Origin of the sequence: Pseudomonas sp. DNDY-54, assembly GCF_019880365.1 — a bacterium.
GTDB classification, from domain to species: Bacteria; Pseudomonadota; Gammaproteobacteria; order Pseudomonadales; family Pseudomonadaceae; genus Stutzerimonas; species Stutzerimonas stutzeri_P.
On sequence record NZ_CP082271.1, the window covers coordinates 3,234,857 to 3,256,316 of the forward strand.

The 21,460-nt window shown below is 58.5% G+C and carries 26 protein-coding genes; 8 read left to right on the forward strand and 18 right to left on the reverse strand.

Annotated elements, in window-relative coordinates:
* Nucleotides 1-16 precede the first annotated feature (16 nt).
* Nucleotides 17-655 (forward strand): endonuclease III, encoded by a 639-nt coding sequence (gene nth / locus K4O48_RS14980; RefSeq protein ID WP_222909186.1) that lies wholly within the window; start codon nucleotides 17-19, stop codon nucleotides 653-655.
* A gap of 109 nt (nucleotides 656-764) precedes the next feature.
* Nucleotides 765-944: a PA3496 family putative envelope integrity protein gene (locus tag K4O48_RS14985; protein ID WP_222909187.1), complete on the forward strand. Its 180-nt coding sequence runs from the start codon at nucleotides 765-767 to the stop codon at nucleotides 942-944.
* Between the two features lie 46 nt (nucleotides 945-990).
* Here the strand turns inward: K4O48_RS14985 and gloA are convergent, their stop codons facing one another.
* The 3 genes from gloA to K4O48_RS15000 all read right to left on the reverse strand — a co-directional run bounded on the left by gloA (nucleotide 991) and on the right by K4O48_RS15000 (nucleotide 3,669).
* Nucleotides 991-1,383 (reverse strand): lactoylglutathione lyase, encoded by a 393-nt coding sequence (gene gloA, locus K4O48_RS14990; protein WP_222909188.1) that lies wholly within the window; start codon nucleotides 1,381-1,383, stop codon nucleotides 991-993.
* A gap of 86 nt (nucleotides 1,384-1,469) precedes the next feature.
* On the reverse strand, nucleotides 1,470-2,687 hold the full coding sequence (locus K4O48_RS14995) for an argininosuccinate synthase (protein ID WP_222909189.1): 1,218 nt from the start codon (nucleotides 2,685-2,687) through the stop codon (nucleotides 1,470-1,472).
* A gap of 85 nt (nucleotides 2,688-2,772) precedes the next feature.
* Nucleotides 2,773-3,669, reverse strand: coding sequence for a flagellar protein MotY (locus K4O48_RS15000; RefSeq protein WP_222909190.1), 897 nt, complete (start codon nucleotides 3,667-3,669; stop codon nucleotides 2,773-2,775).
* Nucleotides 3,670-3,848: 179 nt separating this feature from the next.
* Here K4O48_RS15000 and pyrC point away from each other — a divergent pair, with 179 nt between their 5' ends.
* The gene (pyrC, locus tag K4O48_RS15005) at nucleotides 3,849-4,892 is read left to right on the forward strand and encodes a dihydroorotase (RefSeq protein ID WP_222909191.1); all 1,044 of its coding nucleotides are present in this window, start codon (nucleotides 3,849-3,851) and stop codon (nucleotides 4,890-4,892) included.
* The gene (rnt, locus tag K4O48_RS15010) at nucleotides 4,889-5,563 is read left to right on the forward strand and encodes a ribonuclease T (RefSeq protein WP_222909192.1); all 675 of its coding nucleotides are present in this window, start codon (nucleotides 4,889-4,891) and stop codon (nucleotides 5,561-5,563) included. The genes pyrC and rnt overlap by 4 nt, the downstream gene beginning before the upstream one ends.
* Before the next feature lie 218 nt (nucleotides 5,564-5,781).
* Here the strand turns inward: rnt and thrC are convergent, their stop codons facing one another.
* The 11 genes from thrC to ffh form a co-directional block, all read right to left on the reverse strand.
* Nucleotides 5,782-7,191, reverse strand: coding sequence for a threonine synthase (gene thrC, locus K4O48_RS15015; RefSeq protein ID WP_222909193.1), 1,410 nt, complete (start codon nucleotides 7,189-7,191; stop codon nucleotides 5,782-5,784).
* A 59-nt stretch (nucleotides 7,192-7,250) separates the two neighbouring features.
* Complete coding sequence (locus K4O48_RS15020) at nucleotides 7,251-8,555, reverse strand: homoserine dehydrogenase (RefSeq protein WP_222909194.1); 1,305 nt, start codon at nucleotides 8,553-8,555, stop codon at nucleotides 7,251-7,253.
* Between the two features lie 112 nt (nucleotides 8,556-8,667).
* Nucleotides 8,668-9,165, reverse strand: coding sequence for a GFA family protein (locus tag K4O48_RS15025; RefSeq protein WP_222909195.1), 498 nt, complete (start codon nucleotides 9,163-9,165; stop codon nucleotides 8,668-8,670).
* Between the two features lie 107 nt (nucleotides 9,166-9,272).
* Nucleotides 9,273-9,998, reverse strand: coding sequence for a thioredoxin fold domain-containing protein (locus K4O48_RS15030; protein WP_222909196.1), 726 nt, complete (start codon nucleotides 9,996-9,998; stop codon nucleotides 9,273-9,275).
* A gap of 134 nt (nucleotides 9,999-10,132) precedes the next feature.
* Nucleotides 10,133-11,029 carry a site-specific tyrosine recombinase XerD gene (gene xerD, locus K4O48_RS15035; protein ID WP_222909197.1) on the reverse strand — a complete coding sequence of 299 codons (897 nt, stop codon included), beginning with the start codon at nucleotides 11,027-11,029 and terminating at the stop codon, nucleotides 10,133-10,135.
* A 63-nt stretch (nucleotides 11,030-11,092) separates the two neighbouring features.
* A complete protein-coding gene (locus K4O48_RS15040) occupies nucleotides 11,093-11,506 on the reverse strand; it encodes an acyl-CoA thioesterase (protein WP_222912113.1) in 414 nt (137 codons plus the stop codon).
* Between the two features lie 150 nt (nucleotides 11,507-11,656).
* Nucleotides 11,657-12,007, reverse strand: a complete 351-nt coding sequence (gene rplS / locus K4O48_RS15045) for a 50S ribosomal protein L19 (protein WP_222909198.1) — start codon at nucleotides 12,005-12,007, stop codon at nucleotides 11,657-11,659.
* 43 nt (nucleotides 12,008-12,050) lie between these two features.
* The gene (gene trmD, locus K4O48_RS15050) at nucleotides 12,051-12,803 is read right to left on the reverse strand and encodes a tRNA (guanosine(37)-N1)-methyltransferase TrmD (protein ID WP_222909199.1); all 753 of its coding nucleotides are present in this window, start codon (nucleotides 12,801-12,803) and stop codon (nucleotides 12,051-12,053) included.
* Nucleotides 12,804-12,808: 5 nt separating this feature from the next.
* Nucleotides 12,809-13,345, reverse strand: a complete 537-nt coding sequence (rimM, locus tag K4O48_RS15055; RefSeq protein WP_222909200.1) for a ribosome maturation factor RimM — start codon at nucleotides 13,343-13,345, stop codon at nucleotides 12,809-12,811.
* Between the two features lie 5 nt (nucleotides 13,346-13,350).
* The gene (gene rpsP / locus K4O48_RS15060) at nucleotides 13,351-13,602 is read right to left on the reverse strand and encodes a 30S ribosomal protein S16 (RefSeq protein WP_168423577.1); all 252 of its coding nucleotides are present in this window, start codon (nucleotides 13,600-13,602) and stop codon (nucleotides 13,351-13,353) included.
* A 186-nt stretch (nucleotides 13,603-13,788) separates the two neighbouring features.
* Complete coding sequence (gene ffh, locus K4O48_RS15065; protein ID WP_222909201.1) at nucleotides 13,789-15,168, reverse strand: signal recognition particle protein; 1,380 nt, start codon at nucleotides 15,166-15,168, stop codon at nucleotides 13,789-13,791.
* 238 nt (nucleotides 15,169-15,406) lie between these two features.
* On the opposite strand from ffh, the gene K4O48_RS15070 reads away from it, so the two are divergent.
* Nucleotides 15,407-16,207 carry an inner membrane protein YpjD gene (locus K4O48_RS15070; protein WP_222909202.1) on the forward strand — a complete coding sequence of 267 codons (801 nt, stop codon included), beginning with the start codon at nucleotides 15,407-15,409 and terminating at the stop codon, nucleotides 16,205-16,207.
* A 9-nt stretch (nucleotides 16,208-16,216) separates the two neighbouring features.
* Complete coding sequence (locus K4O48_RS15075) at nucleotides 16,217-17,503, forward strand: HlyC/CorC family transporter (RefSeq protein ID WP_222909203.1); 1,287 nt, start codon at nucleotides 16,217-16,219, stop codon at nucleotides 17,501-17,503.
* Between the two features lie 19 nt (nucleotides 17,504-17,522).
* Here K4O48_RS15075 and purT read toward each other — a convergent pair whose 3' ends face one another.
* The 4 genes from purT to K4O48_RS15095 all read right to left on the reverse strand — a co-directional run bounded on the left by purT (nucleotide 17,523) and on the right by K4O48_RS15095 (nucleotide 20,097).
* Nucleotides 17,523-18,704: a formate-dependent phosphoribosylglycinamide formyltransferase gene (gene purT, locus K4O48_RS15080; RefSeq protein ID WP_222909204.1), complete on the reverse strand. Its 1,182-nt coding sequence runs from the start codon at nucleotides 18,702-18,704 to the stop codon at nucleotides 17,523-17,525.
* A gap of 63 nt (nucleotides 18,705-18,767) precedes the next feature.
* Complete coding sequence (locus K4O48_RS15085; RefSeq protein ID WP_222909205.1) at nucleotides 18,768-18,959, reverse strand: DUF1289 domain-containing protein; 192 nt, start codon at nucleotides 18,957-18,959, stop codon at nucleotides 18,768-18,770.
* Nucleotides 18,956-19,480, reverse strand: a complete 525-nt coding sequence (locus K4O48_RS15090) for a gamma carbonic anhydrase family protein (RefSeq protein WP_222909206.1) — start codon at nucleotides 19,478-19,480, stop codon at nucleotides 18,956-18,958. Before K4O48_RS15090 ends, K4O48_RS15085 begins: the two co-directional genes overlap by 4 nt.
* Nucleotides 19,481-19,482: 2 nt before the next feature.
* Nucleotides 19,483-20,097: a CoA pyrophosphatase gene (locus K4O48_RS15095; protein ID WP_222909207.1), complete on the reverse strand. Its 615-nt coding sequence runs from the start codon at nucleotides 20,095-20,097 to the stop codon at nucleotides 19,483-19,485.
* A gap of 214 nt (nucleotides 20,098-20,311) precedes the next feature.
* Here K4O48_RS15095 and K4O48_RS15100 point away from each other — a divergent pair, with 214 nt between their 5' ends.
* A complete protein-coding gene (locus K4O48_RS15100; RefSeq protein WP_222909208.1) occupies nucleotides 20,312-20,866 on the forward strand; it encodes an NUDIX hydrolase in 555 nt (184 codons plus the stop codon).
* A 26-nt stretch (nucleotides 20,867-20,892) separates the two neighbouring features.
* Nucleotides 20,893-21,393, forward strand: coding sequence for a murein L,D-transpeptidase family protein (locus K4O48_RS15105; RefSeq protein WP_222909209.1), 501 nt, complete (start codon nucleotides 20,893-20,895; stop codon nucleotides 21,391-21,393).
* The last annotated feature ends 67 nt before the right edge of the window (nucleotides 21,394-21,460 follow it).

Genomic DNA, 21,460 nt, shown 5'->3' on the forward strand with positions numbered 1-21,460 from the left:
CGAGAGGGTTTGCTCGATGAATGCCGAGAAACGCCGGGAGATCTTTCGTCGCTTTCATGAAGACAATCCTGAGCCGAAAACCGAGCTGGCCTACAGCACGCCTTTCGAGCTGCTGATCGCGGTGATCCTCTCGGCACAGGCGACGGACGTGGGCGTGAATAAGGCCACGGCCAAGCTCTACCCCGTCGCCAACACGCCGGAAGCCATTCACGCGCTTGGTTACGATGGCCTGTGCAGCTACATCAAAACCATCGGGCTTTATCCGAGCAAGGCTAAAAACGTGCTGGAGACGTGCCGTATTCTGGTCGAGAAACACGGCAGCCAGGTCCCCGATAACCGTGAAGATCTCGAGGCGCTGCCTGGGGTCGGACGCAAAACGGCCAACGTGGTGCTCAATACGGCCTTTCGTCAGTTCACCATGGCCGTGGACACTCATATCTTCCGCGTTTCCAACCGTACCAATATCGCGCCAGGCAAGAACGTCTTAGAGGTCGAGCGGCGGCTGGTCAAGTTTGTGCCAAAGGAATATCTGTTGGATGCGCACCACTGGCTGATCCTACATGGACGCTACGTCTGCAAAGCACGTCGGCCGCAATGCGGCAGTTGCCGGATCGAAGATCTTTGCGAGTACAAGCACAAGACGTCGGACGATTGAGCCAGCGCTTGGAAAAGCTATTGCACGATTGAAAAAATCTTTTTTACGGCACTCACATTTGTCGCTATAAGGTGCGCCATTAGCGCGCTTTAGCCGTGGAGTGAGACAAGTGTCCGAGAAAGAAGAGATCCAGATTGAAGATGACTTCGTCGCAGACGACGAAGACGACACCTCCGAGGCTCCGGTGGAGGTAGCGAAGACCAACCTCACCAAGCGCCGGATCATCGACAATCTGCTCGAAGAACGTCGCTTGCAGAAACAGCTCAACGAGTTCGATTTCGACCTCTGAATTGAAAAAGCCCCGAGATCGGGGCTTTTTTTCGTGGCTTCTGCTATCAGTCGCGACGCGACGGCGACAATAGTTCGACCTTGTACCCGTCAGGATCTTCGATGAACGCCAGGATGCTGGTTCCATGCTTCATCGGCCCCGGCTCACGGGTGACCTTGCCGCCACGACTGCGGATATCCTCGCACGCCCTGTAGACGTCCTCGACCTCTAACGCGATATGGCCGTATCCGTCACCCAGGTCGTATTTCTCAACGCCCCAGTTGTGGGTTAATTCCAGCACGCTGTTATGCGCCTCGTCGCCGTAGCCGACAAAGGCCAGAGTAAACTTGCCCTCCGGATAGTCCTTGCGTCGCAGCAGGGTCATGCCCAGCACTTCGGTATAAAAGGCGATGGATCGATCCATATCGCCGACTCGCAGCATGGTGTGCAGCAGTCTCATGGTGTGGTTCTCCTCATGTTCGGCAAGGCAGAAAGCATAACCCCGGCTCGTGGCCGGGGTTATGTCAGAACCGTGCCCCGTTCCGTTTAGAACTGGGTCCGGCCCTTGTTCGCAGCAATGCGCATGCGCAGTGCGTTGAGCTTGATGAAGCCCCCAGCGTCGGCCTGATCGTAAGCGCCAGCGTCGTCCTCGAAGGTTGCGATGTTGGCATCGAAAAGCGAGTCGTCCGATTTACGGCCAGTGACGATGACGTTGCCTTTATAGAGCTTCAGACGAACCACGCCGTTCACATTGACCTGCGAGGCGTCGATCATCTGCTGCAGCATGCTGCGCTCTGGGCTCCACCAGTAACCGTTGTAGATCAGGCTGGCGTACTTGGGCATCAGCTCATCTTTCAGGTGGGCGACTTCACGGTCCAGCGTGATCGACTCAATGGCCCGATGCCCCTTGAGCATGATGGTGCCACCGGGAGTCTCGTAGCAGCCACGGGACTTCATTCCGACATAGCGGTTCTCGACGATATCCAGACGACCGATGCCGTTCTCGCCGCCGACCTTGTTCAGATACGCCAGCACTTGGGCCGGGCTCATATCCTTGCCATCGATCGCAACGATGTCGCCTTTGCGATAGGTCAGTTCGATATAGGTGGGGGCGTCCGGCGCAGCTTCGGGCGACTTGGTCCAGCGCCACATGTCTTCTTCGTGCTCGGTCCAGGTATCTTCCAACACACCGCCCTCATAGGAGATGTGCAGCAAGTTGGCATCCATGGAGTAAGGCGACTTCTTCTTGCCGTGGCGCTCGATCGGGATGGCATGCTTCTCGGCGTAGTCCATCAGCTTCTCACGCGAAAGCAGGTCCCACTCACGCCAGGGCGCGATTACCTTGACGCCCGGCTTCAGTGCGTAGGCACCGAGCTCGAAACGAACCTGATCGTTGCCCTTGCCGGTGGCGCCGTGAGAGATGGCATCGGCGCCGGTCTCGTTGGCGATCTCGATGAGCCGCTTGGCGATCAGCGGACGGGCAATGGAAGTACCCAGCAGGTATTCGCCTTCATACACGGTGTTGGCGCGGAACATCGGGAAGACGAAATCGCGGACGAACTCTTCGCGCAGGTCATCGATGTAGATCTCCTCGACACCCATGGCCTTGGCCTTGGCACGGGCTGGCTCGACTTCCTCGCCCTGACCGAGGTCAGCGGTGAAGGTCACCACTTCACAGTTATAGGTGTCTTGCAGCCACTTGAGGATCACCGAGGTGTCCAGGCCACCGGAATACGCCAGGACTACCTTCTTTACGTCGGCCATTGCCATCCACTCCCGGGATTGAAGGAAAGCGGAGATTCTACTGGTCGCGACGTATGTTTTACAGGGGCGTGAGCGTCGCGCGGCGTCAGGACGACGGAGCGCCCTTCTCCACGGCGGCCGCGGTGGTCAAAGGGCCCCGCTCCAAACGCAGGGCCACTCGTCGGTTCTTGGCGCGATTGGCCTCACTGTTGTTAGACACCAGTGGATAGCGCTCTCCGTGAAAGCGCAACGTGATCTGCTCCTTCGGGACACCGTTGGCAACGAGATACTCCTCGACCGCTAACGCACGCCGACGGGACAGGTCGCGGTTGGTCAACCGATTGCCGCTGTTGTCGGAGTGTCCATCAAGCTGTATCCGATTGACACTCGGGTCAGCCTTGAGGAATTGAAGAATGATGTCGAGCTTGGCTTGAGCCAAAGCATCCAGCACCACATCGCCGGCCGGAAACCCGACCTGCGACTGGCGGATCTGGTCAAAATTCACCGGCAACAGCTTGGCCGTACAGGTACGAAACTCTTCGTAGGCTTTACCGAAACGCGCAGGCAGCAACCGCACTTCCAGCGCGTCGCCCCCGTGCTGCGTACGGTGACGGATCACCGGACTACGCCCCTCAAGCAGACCAGTGAGGAGCCGGCCGGCCTGCAGCTGGGAGCTGTTGAATGGAATATCCTTGCCGCCGGCTACCGTGACCAGCCCCAGATTGATATCGCTGCGCTCTGGCTGCCACGGCGCAGCCGCCGCGAGCAAGGTCGCCGACCCGGCCCCTAGCCAGCGGTCGGGTGACTGCAAGCGAAACGTCGCTTGCTCGCCTGCGCGCCGCACAAACTCCCCGGCACCGAAGCCGGCCACCGGCTGCGTCAGTCGGCATTCGAACTGGTCGCCCTCCACCTGCCACTGTGCCCGCTCCAGACGTGTCTGAAAGGTCAGTGCATTGGCCGGCGATGCCAGCAGGCAGGCGAGAACAAGAAGGCGCAAGCGCACGGAAGGCTCCAGGATGAAGGCATTTCAACGGGTATCGGTGCTGACCGCTAAAACTTGAACTTACCGAGGCTTTCCAGACTGGTCGCATGGTCTCGTTTCGCCTGAGGATCCCGCCCGCGGCGATTTTTTCACGCGTTTCCGGTAGCATTCCCGCACGTTTTACCCGCCTGGAAACCTGCATGTCCGACCGACTGACACTACTGCGCCCCGACGATTGGCACATCCACCTGCGCGATGGCGCAGCGTTGCCTCACACCGTGGCGGACGCCGCACGCCAGTTCGCGCGCGCGATCATCATGCCGAACCTGGTCCCTCCGGTCCGCAACGCGAGCGAAGCGGACGCTTACCGTCAGCGGATTCTCGCTGCTCGCCCCTCTGGAAACGATTTCGAGCCGCTGATGGTGCTGTATCTCACCGACGGCACGCAGCCTGACGAAATACGCGCAGCAAAAGCCAGCGGTTACGTTCATGCGGCCAAGCTGTACCCGGCCGGCGCAACCACGAACTCTGCTTCTGGCGTGACCCGCATCGATAATATCTTTCCGGTGTTGGAGACCATGGCTGAAGTCGGCCTGCCGCTGCTGGTGCACGGCGAGGTGACACGCGCAGAGATCGACATCTTCGACCGCGAAAAGTATTTCATCGACGAGCAGCTGAGCCGGGTCACCGAGCGCTTCCCCAGCCTCAAGGTCGTGTTCGAGCACATCACCACCCGTGATGCCGTCCAGTTCGTCGAAGGTGCCAGCAGTAACGTGGGCGCCACCATTACCGCGCATCACCTGCTCTACAACCGCAACCATATGCTGGTTGGCGGCATTCGCCCGCATTTTTTCTGCTTGCCGATCCTCAAGCGCAACGTCCATCAGGAGTCGCTGCTCGACGCCGCCACCAGCGGCAATCCGAAGTTCTTCCTCGGCACCGACTCGGCCCCTCATGCTCAGCACGCCAAGGAGAACGCCTGCGGTTGTGCCGGTTGCTACACCGCCTATGCGGCGATTGAGCTCTATGCCGAGGCGTTCGAACAGCGCAATGCCCTGGATCGCCTGGAAGCGTTCGCCAGCCACTTCGGCGCCGACTTCTATGGCATGCCTCGCAACACTGACCAGATCACACTCGTACGTGAACCCTGGAGCGTTCCAGCAAACCTTCCATTCGGCGAACATAATGTCGTGCCGTTGCGCGCTGGCGAAACCTTGCAGTGGCGGATGGAGACACACGCATGAGCGATGATCAGTTCGACGACGAACTAGAAGGCAGCGCACCAGGTAAGCCGCGCTCCCCCATGGCCAAGCGCTTTCGAGGCTTTTTACCCGTCGTAGTGGACGTTGAATGTGGCGGGTTCAACTGCGCAACGGACGCATTGCTTGAAATTGCTGCTGTGACCATCGGCATGGATGAGCAGGGCCTGCTCTATCCCCAGGAAACCTTATTCTTTCGGGTTGAGCCCTTCGCCGGCGCCAATATCGAGGCAGCAGCGCTGGAGTTCACGGGCATCAAGCTGGATCATCCCCTACGCATGGCGGTTCCCGAGGCTCAGGCACTCAACGAAATCATTCGCAGCGTGCGCAAAGCGGTGAAGTCAGCTGGTTGCAAGCGAGCGATTCTGGTGGGTCACAACAGCAGCTTCGACTTGGGTTTCCTCAACGCGGCCATTGCCCGCTGCGACATCAAACGCAACCCTTTCCACCCCTTTTCCAGTTTTGACACTGCCACCCTAGCTGGCCTCGCCTACGGCCAGACCGTCCTGGCCAAGGCCTGCCAGGCGGCCGGTATCGACTTCGATGGCCGCGAAGCCCACTCGGCGCGCTACGACACCGAAAAGACTGCCGAACTGTTCTGCGGCATCGTCAATCGCTGGAAGGAAATGGGCGGCTGGGAAGAGTTCGACGACTAAATCAGCAACGCGTTTCGCGCTCTTCAGAAAAAGGCCAGTCGCGCGACTGGCCTTTTTTTGTCTCATCAGTGGCTTACCGCGGTTATCGTGCTCAATCATCCTTCACGACGTAGGGTGGGCTTCAGCCCCAAACCTGCGGGCGACCCAACTGCCTTTGCCAACCATGATGGCTGAAACAAGGCCAGTCAAAAGACTGGCCTTTTAGCATGGACGCTCGCTTACAGCGGCTTGCCACGGTTGCCATGCTGACTGACGAAGTCCTGCACGATCTTCAGCTCATTGCGAAGCACAGTACAGCGCTCCGGGCGTTCGAACAGGTCAGCCAGATGCGCCGGAAGCTCCAGCGCTTTACCGACGCCTGCCTTCTCCACCGCTTCCGGAAATTTGACCGGGTGCGCGGTCGCAAGCGTCACCATCGGCACCGCCAGGCTGCGGCGACATTCACGAGCGGCGTAGACGCCGATCGCGGTATGCGGGTCCAGTAGTTCGCCGGTGGCTTCAAAGACATCGGCGATGGTTTTGCAGGTCTGTGCATCGTCCACGGCAAGCGAATCGAAAAGTTTACGTGCTTCGGTCCAGCGCTCTTCCTCCACCGACAATTTTCCGCTGGCCTTGAAGGCGCTCATCAGCTCGGCCACAGCCGCGCCATTGCGACCGTGAAGATCGAATAGCAGGCGCTCGAAGTTGGACGACACCATGATGTCCATCGACGGTGAGAGCGATGGATGCAGGGTGTCCTTGTCGTAGCGGTTGCCACTCATGAAGCGATGCAGAATGTCGTTGCGGTTAGTCGCTACCACCAGCTGGCTGATCGGCAGCCCCATGTTGCGCGCCAGGTAACCGGCGAAGATATCGCCGAAGTTGCCTGTTGGCACCGAAAACGCCACCGAACGGGCCGGACCGCCAAGCTGCAGGGCCGCATGGAAGTAGTAGACGATCTGGGCCATGATCCGCGCCCAATTGATCGAGTTCACCGCGACCAGGCGAGTACCCTTGAGAAACGCTTGGTCGGCAAAACTATCTTTGACCATCTCCTGGCAGTCATCGAAGTTGCCTTCGATGGCAATGTTATGAATGTTATCGCCAGAGATGGTGGTCATCTGCCGACGCTGTACTTCCGAAACACGGTTGTGCGGATGCAAGATAAAGATGTCGACATTGTCACAGCGCCGGCAGCCCTCGATTGCCGCGGAGCCGGTATCACCAGACGTCGCACCGATAATCACCACGCGCTCGCCACGCTTGGCCAACACGTAGTCAAGCAGGCGCCCGAGCAGTTGAAGAGCAAAGTCCTTGAATGCCAGCGTCGGGCCGTGGAACAGCTCCATCACCCATTCGTTGCCGTTCAATTGACGCAGCGGCGCAATCGCGCTGTGGGCGAAGACGCTGTAGGTCTCTTCCAGTATATGCTTGAAGTCTGCGTCTGGGATGCTGCCGGCTACGAACGGCCGCATGACCTTGAACGCCAGTTCGTGGTACGGCAGACTGGACCAGGACCCAATCTCCTCGACGGTGAACCGCGGCAGGTTTTCCGGCACATAGAGCCCGCCATCGCTGGCAAGGCCGGTGAGCAGAACGTCTTCAAAATTCAGGGCCGGAGCCTGGCCACGGGTACTGATGTAGCGCATTGTTCAAAACCTACGTTGGACGCTGACTGCGGATTACCCAGGCAACCCGCCGCTGCTGATTAGTTCAGTTGCTCGACACGGATCCGCACCACGCTGCCGACCACGTCGGCGAGCTCTTCAAGCGCGGCAATGGCCCCATCGATCCGCTGCTCGACCACGCGATGGGTAACCAGAATGACCGGGACGAGCCCGTCCTGGACTTCCGCTTCTTTCTGCATGATCGATTCGATGTTGATGCCGCGTTCGGACAAAATAGTCGCGACTTGTGCCAGCACGCCCGGATGGTCTTTAGCCTGAATCCGCAAGTAATAGGCGCTTTCACACTCGCCGATCGGGAGGATCGGATGGGCCGACAGTGAGTCGGGCTGGAAGGCCAGGTGCGGGACACGGTTGTTCGGGTCGGTGGTCAATGCTCGCGCGACGTCGACAAGATCGGCCACTACCGCTGATGCAGTAGGCTCCATGCCGGCGCCGGCGCCGTAGTACAGCGTCGAACCGACTGCATCGCCGTTGACCATGACCGCGTTCATCACACCATTTACGTTGGCAATCAATCGGTCCGCGGGAATCAGGGTTGGATGCACTCGCAATTCGATACCGAAGTCAGTACTGCGGGCGATCCCAAGGTGTTTGATGCGGTAACCCAACGCCTCGGCATAATTAACATCCGCGGTGGTCAGGCGAGATATGCCCTCGGTATAGGCCTTATCGAACTGCAGCGGTACCCCGAATGCGATGGACGCGAGGATGGTGAGCTTGTGCGCAGCGTCGATGCCCTCGACGTCGAAGGTCGGATCGGCCTCGGCATAACCGAGCTCTTGAGCCTCCTTAAGCACGTCCTCGAACGTACGCCCCTTCTCACGCATCTCGGTGAGAATGAAGTTGCCCGTGCCATTGATGATGCCGGCCAACCAGTTGATCTGGTTACCCGCCAGGCCTTCGCGGATCGCCTTGATGATAGGAATGCCGCCTGCAACCGAGGCCTCAAACGCCACGATGACGCCTTTCTCGCGGGCCTTGGCAAAGATCTCGTTGCCATGCACGGCGATCAGGGCTTTGTTCGCCGTGACCACGTGCTTGCCGTTTTCGATGGCGGTAAGGACCAATTCGCGGGCCAGCGTATAGCCACCAATCAACTCAACAACGATATCGATTTCAGGATTGTTAGCTACGTCGAAGATATCGGCGGTAATCGGGGTGTTACCGGTGTTGCACTTGGGGTTCGCATGACGAGCCGCGATTTGAGCGACCTCGATTCCACGCCCGGCGCGACGGGCAATCTCCGCAGCATTGCGCTCGAGCACATTAAAGGTACCGCCACCGACGGTTCCCAGCCCACAGATGCCAACTTTCACCGGTTTCAAGTTGCACTCCCCATTGCCAGCGAACGACCCTACACAGCGGCCGAACAAAAGAGCCGCACATTACGAAGCGCACGGGATTTAGTCAAATCGGGCAGCAGCGTAGTCGTACCCCTTATTCCGGTTTGCTCTGCAATCCCAAACGCCTATGCCACTGGGCGAGCGACTCATCCGGATATTCATCGAAACAGCGATCGTCCGAACCTATCTGCGGTTCGACCCAAGACGCCTTAGAGGCCAACATCAGATGGGTTGACTCTGGTGGGCTCGGCAGGTTGCTGTCGATTGCTGAGGCGTGAGGGTGGACAAGGTCTGGCCAATTAGGATCCCACAACCAGAGCGCGGAGCCGCACAGCTTGCAGAAGTGGCGCTGACCGTCACTGATCCGGGTTTCGCCAGTTTGCTCATCGACCATCTTGGCGCGATACACGCTCAGATTCTCGCGCCCATCGATCTGGAGCGTTCGATGATCGCCGCCCAGGTTGATTGCGTAGCCGCCACCTCCTGCCGTCTTACGGCAGATGGAGCAATAGCAGCGCATGAATGGGTATGGCTCGGCTGATTCGAGCGAAAAACGGACCGCCTTGCAATGACAGGAACCTTCGAGCTTCACGTTCGCTTCTCCTTGGCACGCCTTTCAAGCTTTGAACACGAGCGGCCGAACAGTTCAGCGAGTAAGGCGGCAGCAGCGCCATTAGAATTGGCCTGCTGCCCTGGCGGCTACTTGGCTTTCAAAGCAAGCTCGGCAAGCTGTGGCGCCGGCTGGTAACCGGGAATGATCTGACCATCTTCCAGAACGATCGCAGGCGTGCCTTGAACACCGATCAGTTGGCCGAGTTCATATTGTTCAGCGACCGGGTTATCGCAGCTAGCGGCAGCGACTTCTTCACGCGCCTTAGCCTTGTTCATCGCAGCCTGACGATCCTTCGCACACCAGACGCTGGTCAACGTAGTCGCGCCGTGACTACCCATTCCTTGACGAGGAAAGGCCATGTAGCGAACTTCCACGCCCAAGCGGTTCAACTCAGGCACTTCGCTGTGCAGCTTCTGGCAATAGCCACAATCGGTATCGGTAAATACCGTGATATGAGTTTTGGGCTTCTCGGGGGCGAATACCACCATCTCGCTGGCGGGGATCGCCTCGATCGCCTTGGCGACCGACCGGCTTTGAGCCTGTTCGGTCAGGTTGGTGGCCTGGCCATCCTTGAACTGAAACATGTACCCCTGGATGACGAACTGCCCATCGGCGCTCGCGTACAATTGCCGGCCACCCTTGAGCTGGACCTGATACACACCTTCCATAGGGCTTTCGGCAATCGCCTCGATGGGCATGTCGGGCTGGATCGCTTCAAGCGATTCACGGATCGCCTTCTCGGGGTCAGCAGCTAGAGCAAATGTACTGGCGAGACCGAGGGTCGCAACAGCAAAAAAACGAATCACGCGCATGGAGTCTCCGGGGCGACTACGATCGAGGGAAGGCCGGCAGATTATCATAGCCACCGCCGCCCAGCGCGCGCCGCCGTGCCTGCGGACATCGACTTTGTGCTGTCGCGCACCTCTTCGGCACCACTCGTCAGTTACTAACCGCGCGGATGATGCGCCGCATGAAGCTCCTGCAACCGCGCGCGCGCGATGTGGGTATAAATTTGAGTGGTGGACAGATCGCTGTGCCCCAGGAGCATCTGCACCGTTCTCAGGTCCGCGCCATGATTGAGCAGGTGCGTCGCAAATGCATGGCGCAGCGTGTGCGGCGAAATGGAAGCCGCCACCCCTGCCTGACGCGCGTGCAGTTTAATACGATGCCAGAACGTTTGACGCGTCATCAGGTCGCCACGCCGGCTCGGAAAAACAATGTCGCTGGCCTTGCCGGCAAGTAGCGTTTCTCGGGGGTCACGCAGATAGCGCATCAGCCAATGCAAAGCCTCCTCGCCCAGGGGCACCAGGCGCTCCTTGTTGCCTTTGCCGAATGTACGCAGCACCCCCTGGCGCACATTGAGCTGCTCCAAGCTAAGGCTGACCAGCTCGGTCACCCGTAGGCCTGTGGCGTAGAGGACTTCCAACATAGCCCTATCACGCATGCCCAGCGGATCGCCCGTATCCGGAGCCGAAAGGAGCGCCTCGACGTCAGCTTCCGACAATGCCTTGGGTAGCGGTCGGCCGAGTTTCGGAAGATCGACACGAAGCGTCGGGTCAACCGAAATAACGCCCTCCCGCAGCAGGAATCGATAAAAACCCCGAAGCCCCGAAAGCAGCCGAGCGGTCGATCGCGCTTTGTAATTGTTCGAAAGGCGCCACGCGAGATGATCAAGGATCACCTCCCGCCCGGCATCAACTAGTCGAAGGTCTCGCTCGGAAAGCCACCCATTAAACAGAGCGAGGTCGCTGCGGTAGGCGTCGCGTGTATTGTCAGACAATCCCTTCTCAAGCCACAGGGCGTCGAGAAATCGGTCTATCACTGGGTCGTCGAGCACAGCCATATGGAAGTCTTGAGAACAAACAGGGCCAGCCAGTGTTTCACAGCCGCCCTGAGCACACCAGGATCAGCCGTCAACTCGCGAAAGGACCGGGACAGGGCGGTTGTCATCGCCGACAGCAACGAAACTGAACGTACCTTTGATCGCCAGCTCTCGTCCGTCGCGGTACATGCTCTCCACGTAAACTTCGACGTCGACTTTAAGGCTGGTGTTGCCCACATTGACCACGCGGCCAATTAACTCAACGATCGAACCCGCTGGAATAGGATGGTTGAAATCGATTCGATCGGAGGACACGGTTACCAGCGGCAAGCGGCAAAAGCGCGTCGCAGTAATGAACGAAACCTCATCTAGCCATGCCAGTGCGGTGCCGCCGAATAGCGTGTTGTGATGATTCGTTGTCGGCGGGAATACCGCCTTGGTTACGTGAGTGACGGACAGATTGGTCCGGCGCTGGATTTCTATTTCTCTTGGGGTCACTGCATGTCTCTCGGATACGTGCCACCCAGATGCTGCGGGTTTGTTTTTCTTATCACGCCACCACTTGGCAGCCACTCAGGGAATCGACTCGGTAGTGTTGCGAAAACAAAAAAGCAGCCCGAAGGCTGCTTCTTTATCTGAAAAGCTTCCTCAGGAAAGCTTTTCCTTGATGCGGGCGGCCTTGCCGGACAGCGCGCGGAGGTAGTACAGCTTGGCCTTGCGAACATCACCACGGCGCTTGACGCTGAGGCTGTCGACCATCGGGCTGTAGGTCTGGAACGTACGCTCTACGCCCACGCCGTTGGAAATCTTGCGTACGGTGAAAGCGCTGTTCAAACCGCGGTTACGCTTGCCGATCACGACACCTTCAAAGGCCTGCAGACGCTCGCGCTCGCCTTCCTTTACCTTCACCTGTACGACAACGGTGTCACCGGGGGCGAACGGAGGCAGTTCTTTGGTCATCTGCTCGGCTTCGAGCGCCTGGATAATCTTGTTGGTCATGCTGTGCTCCTGAGACAGGCCTTCATGGCGTGCCATCGATACGTTAACTATCGTCCCGCTGGCGGATGTATTCCGACAGCAGCTTCTGTTCTTCTCCAGAAAGCGAGCGGCTATCCAGAAGATCAGCGCGACGTTCCCAGGTCCTTCCGAGGGACTGCTGCAAACGCCACCGCCGGATGTGTTCATGATTACCGCTAAGCAGCACGTCAGGAACACGTTTGTCCGCATACACTTCCGGTCGCGTGTAATGCGGACAGTCAAGCAGGCCGTCCGTAAACGAATCCTGCTCGGCAGAATCAGCATGACCCAGCGCCCCAGGGAGCAATCGGGTCACTGCATCGATCAGCACCATGGCCGGAAGCTCGCCACCGGACAACACGTAATCGCCAATCGACCATTCTTCGTCGACATGCGCCTCGATAAAGCGCTCGTCGATGCCTTCGTAACGCCCAGCGATGAGGATAAGCCCCTCCAACTCCGCCAGCGCGCGAACATCAGCCTGTTTCAGCTGACGCCCCTGTGGCGACAGGTAGATCACCTTCGCCTTCTCGCCGGCGGCATGTCTGGCGTCCGCCAATGCAAGCTCCAGCGGCTTGATCTTCATCACCATGCCGGGGCCGCCACCGAAAGGCCGATCATCCACTGTCTGATGACGATCTTCGGTGTAGTTCCGCGGATTCCAGCACTGCAACTGGAGAAGCCCCTGCTTCACCGCACGACTTGTAATACCGTAGTCACGGATAGCAGCGAACATGTCCGGAAACAGGCTGATCACATCAACGCGAAGGCTGGACATGTTGCTCAGAAGTCCGCGTCCCACTCGACATGCATTTCGCCTGCGTCCAGATCGACCTTCAACACACAAGGGTCGGTATAGGGCAACAAACGCTCACGATCATCCAGGCTGCCGTCAAACGGCTTGACCACCAGAACATCGTTGGCACCCGTTTCAAGCAGATGATCCACCCGCCCGAGCACTTGCCCAAGCTGGTTGATGACCATCAGACCCTGAAGCTGGAACCAGTAATACTCTTCGCCGGTCAGGTCAGGCAGTTCGCTACGAGGGACGCAGATCTCAAAGTCGGCGTATGTTCGCGCCAGCTCACGATCAGTCAGCCCTTTTAGCGTAGCCACCAGAATCTTTCCCTGGAGCCGCCCTTTGACCAGCTCAACCTGCTTGACTTCATCGCCTCGCCTGAGCGTCCAGCGTTGATAGTCCAGCAAGTTGTCGATCGGATCAGTAAAGGAATAGATCTTTACGTCACCACGCACGCCATGCACCGATACAATCTTGCCAATGACGATCAGGTCTTCGGCGGGGGCAGACGTCGCGTTCATGTATTTCAGGCAGCAGCCTTAGAAGCTTCCTTCAGCAGCTGAGCAACACGCTCAGACGGCTGCGCGCCCTGACCCAACCAGTAAGCAGCACGCTCTTGGTTTACAGAGAGCTTCACTTCCGCACCCGAGGCGACCGGATTGAAGAAACCGATACGCTCAACGAAGCGACCATCGCGCGGGTTACGGCTGTTGGTCACGGTCAGGTGGTAGAAAGGGCGCTTCTTGGAGCCGCCACGGGCGAGACGAATAGTTACCATGTGAACATCGTTCCTGTAGTCGGTACAGCAAATCTGAATGCAGGGCCCAAGGCCCGAAAGGCCGCATATTCTAAGGATTATCCGGACTTTTGCAAATGGCTTTTTTAAAAACAACCGCAGAGCTCGAAAGCAGGCCTGCTTAACGTCGATGGAGCCCGGCAACAGGACTCATCGAACGGTTCCAGATCAGAACTTAGGCATCCCGCCACCGCCTGGGAACATGCCGCCCATGCCGCGCATCATCTTAGCCATGCCGCCCTTGCCGCTGACCTTCTTCATCATCTTTTGCATCTGCTTGTGCTGCTTGATCAAACGACCAATATCCTGCACCTGCGTGCCGGAGCCCAAAGCGATGCGGCGTTTCCGCGAACCGCTGATGATGTCTGGGTTACGCCGCTCGACAGGCGTCATCGAATTAATGATGGCTTCCATCTGCTTGAACTGCTTCTCGGCCGAGCCCTGGGCGTTACCCATTTGACTTAGGTTGACTCCGCCGATTGACGGCAACTTATCCATTAAACCGCCGAGCCCTCCCATATTCTTCATCTGCTGAAGCTGATCTCGGAAATCCTCAAGGTCGAAGCCTTTGCCCTTCTTCAGCTTTTTGGTGAGCTTCTCGGCCTTTTCCCGATCCAAGGTCTGCTCGGCCTGCTCGATCAAGCTGAGCACATCACCCATGCCGAGGATGCGTGACGCGATCCTATCCGGATGAAACGGCTCGAGCGCGTCGCTTCTCTCACCCATGCCAAGGAATTTGATGGGCTTGCCGGTGACGTGCCGGACCGACAACGCGGCGCCGCCCCGTGCGTCACCGTCAACCTTGGTCAGCACCACACCCGTCAATGGCAATGCTTCACCGAACGCCTTCGCGGTATTCGCCGCGTCCTGTCCGGTCATGGCGTCGACCACGAACAACGTCTCGGCCGGCTTGATCGCGGCATGTACCGCTTGGATCTCGGCCATCATCTCAGCGTCGATAGCCAGACGCCCAGCCGTATCGACCAGTACCACGTCGATGTATTTGAGCTTTGCCTCGCGGATCGCGGCCTGAGCAATCTCGACCGGCTTTTGGCTGGTATCAGACGGAAAGAAAGTCACGCCCACTTCCGCCGCTAAAGTCTCCAGCTGCTTGATGGCTGCTGGGCGATAGACGTCGGCGGACACCACCAGCACCGACTTCTTCTTGCGCTCTTTAAGAAACCTAGCCAGTTTGCCAACCGTGGTGGTTTTGCCTGCGCCCTGCAGGCCTGCCATCAGCACCACAGCTGGCGGCACAACGCTCAGATCGAGGTCTTCGTTGGCGGCGCCCATCAGCTCTTCAAGCTCTGCGCGCACGATCTTCACGAAGGCCTGGCCAGGTGTGAGGCTCTTGGAGACCTCCGTGCCGACGGCGCGGTCCTTGACCCTGGCGACGAACTCCTTGACTACCGGCAACGCGACGTCGGCCTCAAGCAGCGCCATACGGACCTCGCGCAGAGTGTCCTTGATGTTGTCCTCGGTCAGCTTGGCCTTGCCGGTCACATGGCGAAGCGTTTGAGAGAGGCGGTCGGTTAGGTTTTCAAACATGAGCCATTTCCACGCTGGATGTGGTTAAGGTCGCGATTATAGAAGCTGCGACCCGTCAGCCGGTACCCCACCGTCAGCTTTTCATCGATCTAGCTAATCCGCCCTAACCTCACCTCCGCCTCAATTCGTATAGCTGCTCACAGCCTCTTGCAACCTGCAACTAACGGGGCGTTAGCGCGCTTTTGTGCGACCGGTGTTTGTGCCACACTCAGCGCCTTTCGAGCCTGTTAACAGACCTATGCACCCTCTGCTACCGAGCCTAGCTGCCGCCTGCCTTTATGCAGGCGTCACCGGATACCAAGGCCTGCGCCTGGCGCAGCGCACCGTACCGGACAAACGTCTGCTTCTTACGTTGGGCGCGCTGGCGCTCATTGCACACGGGGTGAGCCTGTTCATCCAGCTGCTCTCACCCAGCGGCTTGCACCTCGATTTTTTCACCGCCTCGAGCCTGATTGCCGCCGCTGTGATCTTGCTGATCTTGCTCGCGCTCTACCGCATGCCGGTGGAAAACCTCCTACTCCTGCTCTTTCCTCTCGGCTGCCTCACGGTGCTGTTTGCCCAGTTTGCACCGTCGGGCACCGCCCCAGCCATCACCGAGCAACCGGGCATCCTGGCCCACATCCTGTTTTCCATACTGGCGTACGGGATGCTCACGATCGCGGTGTTTCAGTCCCTGCTACTGCTGCTGCAGGATCACCATCTCAAGCACAAACATCCATCTGGCCTGATTAAGAATTTTCCTCCGCTGCAGACGATGGAAAGCCTACTGTTCGGTTTCCTGCTCGCCGGCTGGCTTCTGCTTTCTGCATCGCTGGTGACCGGCTGGCTGTTCCTCGACAACCTGTTCGCCCAGCATCTGGTACATAAAACGTTACTGTCGGTCGTTGCCTGGGTGGTGTTTGGCCTGCTGCTCTGGGGGCGTCATCAACTTGGCTGGCGCGGGTACAAGGCCATTCGCTGGACGCTGGCGGGTTTCTGCCTGTTGATGCTGGCCTACTTCGGCAGCAAGCTGGTCCGCGAATTCATCCTGCATATCTAGGACCCCTACGTGGAGAATTTACACCCCGGCTTTTTGGTCGGCATGCTGGTCTTTCTGCTTTTATGTTCGGCATTTTTTTCCAGTTCCGAAACCGGAATGCTCAGCCTCAACCGCTATCGCCTGCGCCATCAAGCCAAGGAAGGTCACCGCGGCGCTAAGCGCGCAAGCGCGTTGCTTGAGCGACCCGACCGATTGCTCGGGACCATTCTGGTTGGCAACAATTTCGTCAACATTCTCGCCTCGGCGATCGCCACGGTTTTAGCCATCAAACTGTGGGGTGAAGCTGGAATCGCCATCGCGACCATCGGCTTGACCATTGTCCTACTGATTTTCGGTGAAATAACGCCCAAGACGCTTGCCGCACTTCGGCCCGAAGCGGTCGCCTACCCGGTCAGCCTCCCGCTGCTGTTGCTGCAGAAGGTGCTGTACCCGCTGGTGGCACTGCTCAGTTGGATCAGCAATGGCCTGCTCAAATTGCTTGGCGTCGATCTGGCAAACAAAGGCAACGATAGTCTCTCCACCGAAGAGCTGCGCAGCGTGGTGCACGAGTCGGGCAGTGACATGCCCATGAAGCGGCAGAGCATGCTGCTTGGCATCCTCGACCTGGAGCGTGTAACCGTCGATGACATCATGATTCCGCGTAACGAGGTTGCCGGTATCGATCTAGAGGACGATCTGGAAACCATCGTCGCGCAGCTGCGCACGACTCCCCATACCCGCCTGCCCGTTTTTCGCAAGGACATCAACCAGATCGAGGGCATCGTGCACATGCGCCAGATTGCCCGTTTGCTCAGCCACGATCAGCTGACCCGGGAGAGCCTGCTAGAAGCATGCAATGAGCCCTATTTCATCCCTGAGAACACGCCGCTCTCCACTCAACTCGTCAATTTTCAGAAGCAAAAACGGCGCATTGGCATTGTGGTCGACGAGTATGGCGATGTGCTGGGGATCGTCACGCTGGAAGACATTCTTGAAGAAATCGTCGGCGAGTTCAGCAATCAGGACGCCTTGCGCAGCCCTGATATACACCCGCAAGACGACGGCACACTGGTGATCGATGGCGCGGCCTATCTGCGCGAGATAAACAGAGCACTGGGCTGGCACCTTCCATGCGACGGACCTAAGACCATCAACGGATTGATTACCGAGGCGCTCGAACACATCCCTGACAGTGGTATCTGTTTGCAGATCAATCAGTACCGACTGGAAATCCTGCAAGCTGCGGATAACCGCGTCAAAAGTGTACGTGCTTGGGTAGTTGAAGGCATCCAGGACAACCCGGGCGACGCGACATAAGCGCATCGCCCCTCCCAAGCTACAGTTTCGTATCGATTGCCGAGGCCGCTCGCAACGCCTTTTTACGCGCAGACTCGATGGAGACGTCTCGTGCCAATGCGACCCCCATCCGTCGCTGGCCCTTGACGCCAGGCTTGCCGAATAGCCGCAGCGCCGTATCTGGCTCAGTCATCGCAGCAGAAAGATTGCCAAAGCTCACTTTCTCCGACTCCCCTTCCACCAGCACCACGGCGGAGGCGGATGGACCGAATTGCCGAATTACAGGAATGGGCAGACCAAGGATGGCCCGCGCGTGCAGCGCAAACTCGGAAAGGTCCTGAGAGATGAGCGTCACGAGCCCCGTGTCGTGCGGCCTAGGCGAGACCTCGCAAAACCAGACCATGTCGCCCTTGACGAACAGCTCAACCCCGAACACACCGCGTCCGCCCAAGGCATCGGTAACAGCCAATGCAATGCGCTCGGCCTCGGTCTTTGCGCCGGCGCTCATCGGCTGCGGTTGCCAGGACTCTTGATAGTCGCCTTTCACCTGACGGTGTCCCACCGGCTGGCAGAAGGTGGTGCCGCCGCTGTGCCGGACGGTAAGCAGCGTGATCTCGTAATCAAAGTCAATAAATCCTTCAACGATTACCCGCCCCTTCCCCGCCCTCCCGCCGGCCTGGGCGTATTCCCAGGCGGGGACGATATCTGCCTCGCCGCGCAGCACCGACTGGCCTTTCCCGGACGAGCTCATAACAGGCTTGATCAGACAAGGAAACCCAAGTGCAATGGCCGCCGAGCGGCATTCTTCCAACGAATCAGCGAAACGGTAGGGAGAGGTCGGGAGCCCCAGTTCTTCAGCGGCCAGGCGGCGGATACCCTCGCGGTTCATCGTCAGCTGCGCGGCCCGTGCCGTGGGGATGACCGTATAACCTTCACCCTCGAGCTCCGCCAAGGTTGACGTAGCGATCGCCTCAATTTCCGGCACTATGAAATGCGGTTTTTCCTGCTCGATAACCGTGCGCAGCGCAGCCCCGTCGAGCATATCGATTACATGGTGACGGTGCGCCACCTGCATCGCCGGGGCGTTGGCGTAACGGTCTACCGCTATCACTTCCACGCCGAGACGCTGAAGCTCGATGACCAACTCTTTGCCCAGCTCGCCGGCGCCGCAGAGCAGCACGCGGGTAGCGCTGGAAGACAGCGGCGTACCAATTCGGGGCATGAGAACCTCTTATCCTGATGGCAGTGAAATGCAGCACCGGCGCCGACGCGTTGCACGTCGGCGCTAGAACAGCAGCCCGCCTGCGCCTGCCCGCGCATGACAACGCTGCAATACCTGGAGCCGCTCGATATTATCCATACGACCCCAGCGCCTGATCTCATCAATGCTGCGCTGACAGCCGGTGCAGAAATCGTTTTCATCCAGCGCGCAGATGCTGACACAGGGAGAGGCAACCGGCTTGTCGTCGCGGGTCAATCCTCCTGCTCCACCAGGTCGCGCGCGTAGCGCTGGGCGTTGTGCACATAATGGGCCGCGCTCGCCTCGAGCATCTTCTTCTGCTGCTCGGTTAATTCGCGAACCACCTTGCCGGGTGAGCCCACGACCAGGGAACCGTCGGGAATTTCTTTTCCTTCGGCGATTAGTGTATTAGCGCCGATGATGCAGTACTTGCCGATCTTGGCTCCGTTAAGTACCACCGCATTGATCCCGACCAGACTGAAATCGCCGACGCTGCAGCCGTGCAGCATAGCGTTATGTCCAACCGTAACCCCGGTGCCCAGCGTGAGTGGATAGCCCATATCGGTATGCATGACGCTGCCATCCTGCACATTGCTGTTTTCACCGATATGGATGAGCTCATTGTCACCACGCAATATCGCTCCGAACCAGACGTTCGCACCGGCATCCAGGCGGATTTTGCCGACCAGCGTGGCGTTCGGTGCCACCCAGGTCTGCGGGTGGGCTTCAACTCGGGAATCACCCAGGCGATATTTCACGGTCATGACCTCTTTTGGCTTAGATCGATGTAGGAAGCGGGAGGACTGCGCATCTCTATCCCGGCGTCGTAAATCAGATTCACGAGTTCGACGATCATGATCGCCGTCAATCCCCATATCTTGAATTCGCCGTACCGGTAAGACGGTACGTACCAGGCACCACCTTGGTAATCGATCCGGTGAGTGACCTCGCGCACATCCTGGCAGAAGAAATCCAAAGGCACCGAAAACACCGACGCAATTTCCGCATCATTGGCGCGGTATTCGACATAGTCCGGCACGATACCGACATAAGGCGTGACATGGATGCCGTGGAGCGACACCAGGCTGCTCAAGGGGCCGACTATTTCCACCATTCCAGGTGCCAGGCCTACTTCTTCTTCGGCCTCGCGCAGTGCGGTGTGGATGAGATCACGATCCTCTGGATCACGACGGCCGCCTGGAAACGCTACTTCGCCACCATGGGTGGATAGACCGCTGGCGCGCAGGGTAAGTACCAGTTCCGGTGAGTCTCCGCGCGTGATTGGCATCAGCACAGCCGCTTCAGGCATCCGGGCTTCCGGCTCCAGGAGATGCGGGGAATAGTCACGCACCCGTTGGAGAATCTTGTCCAGCATGAAACTTCTCTTTCTGTCTTTGACTGGCATCATGGCATGAATCACCAAGGTGCCCAAGACAAGCAAAGCCAAAACCGGCAGCGATGAGACGACTTGAAACCGCGACCAACGAGACCAACCGTTGCTGACACGCCTGACAGGCCAAACTAACTTCTATGCACGCCAGCCCGCGACCGAACGCGGCCGGTCAACCAGATAAACCGAAGGAAGCGCCATGAAATTCTGCAGCCACTGTGGCGGCCCAATCACCGAGCGGGTGCCCGACGGGGATAGTCGGACCCGTTTCGTCTGTGCGTCCTGCAATACGGTTCACTATCAGAATCCACGTATCGTTGCCGGCTGCCTGCCGGTCTGGGAGGACCATATATTGCTTTGCCGACGCGCCATCGAACCACGACGCGGCTATTGGACGCTGCCGGCCGGCTTCATGGAAAACGGTGAAACCGTGCAGCAAGCAGCGGAGCGAGAGACGCTGGAGGAAGCCTGCGCGAGGGTAACGGATCTGCAGCTCTATACGCTGTTCGACCTGCCCCATATCAATCAGGTGTACATGTTCTTTCGTGCAGAACTGGTCGATGAACAGTTCTGCGCCGGGGACGAAAGCCTTGAGGTCAGACTTTTCCGACAGGCCGACATCCCTTGGTCAGAGCTGGCTTTCCCGACTGTTGGTCGTACCCTAGAATACTTTTTCGCCGACCGGGTGCAGCAGACCTTCCCGGTGCGCAACGAAGCCATTGAAGCAATGCGCGTGGCTCGCAGACAGGTCTGATGTCGTAGAGATTCGGGAAAGCACCAATGCGCTGGCTGTTTGCGATTTTCTGTATCACGTTTGCCGCTCTATCCCACGCCACCGCTGCGTCAGCATTCGATGACGGATTGATCGACAAGGTACTGGTGGTGAAATCCGAGCGCCAGCTTCACCTCGTCAGCCGCGGTACCACGATGAAGAGCTATCGGGTATCACTCGGCAAACAACCTGGCCCGAAGGAGCGCGAAGGCGATCAGCGAACCCCTGAAGGCTTCTACTGGATCGACTGGCGTAAAACGTCCGACAAGTACAACCTGGCGATGCATATTTCCTACCCGAACGCCAAGGATCTTGCTCGCGCCAGCCGTCAAGGATCGCGGCCTGGCAGCATGATCATGCTTCATGGCACACCGCTCGACGAGGAGTACCCGGAGTGGTTCTTCCATACCCTCGATTGGACAGAAGGGTGCATTGCGCTGAAAAACGATGACATGCAAGAGATCTGGAACCTGGTGAAGAACGGCACACTAATCGAGATCCGCCCCTGACAAGGTCACCGAGCTTGGCAGCGGGCTGCGCAGCGCGTTAACGTGAACCACTCTTTTGCCCCTCGGC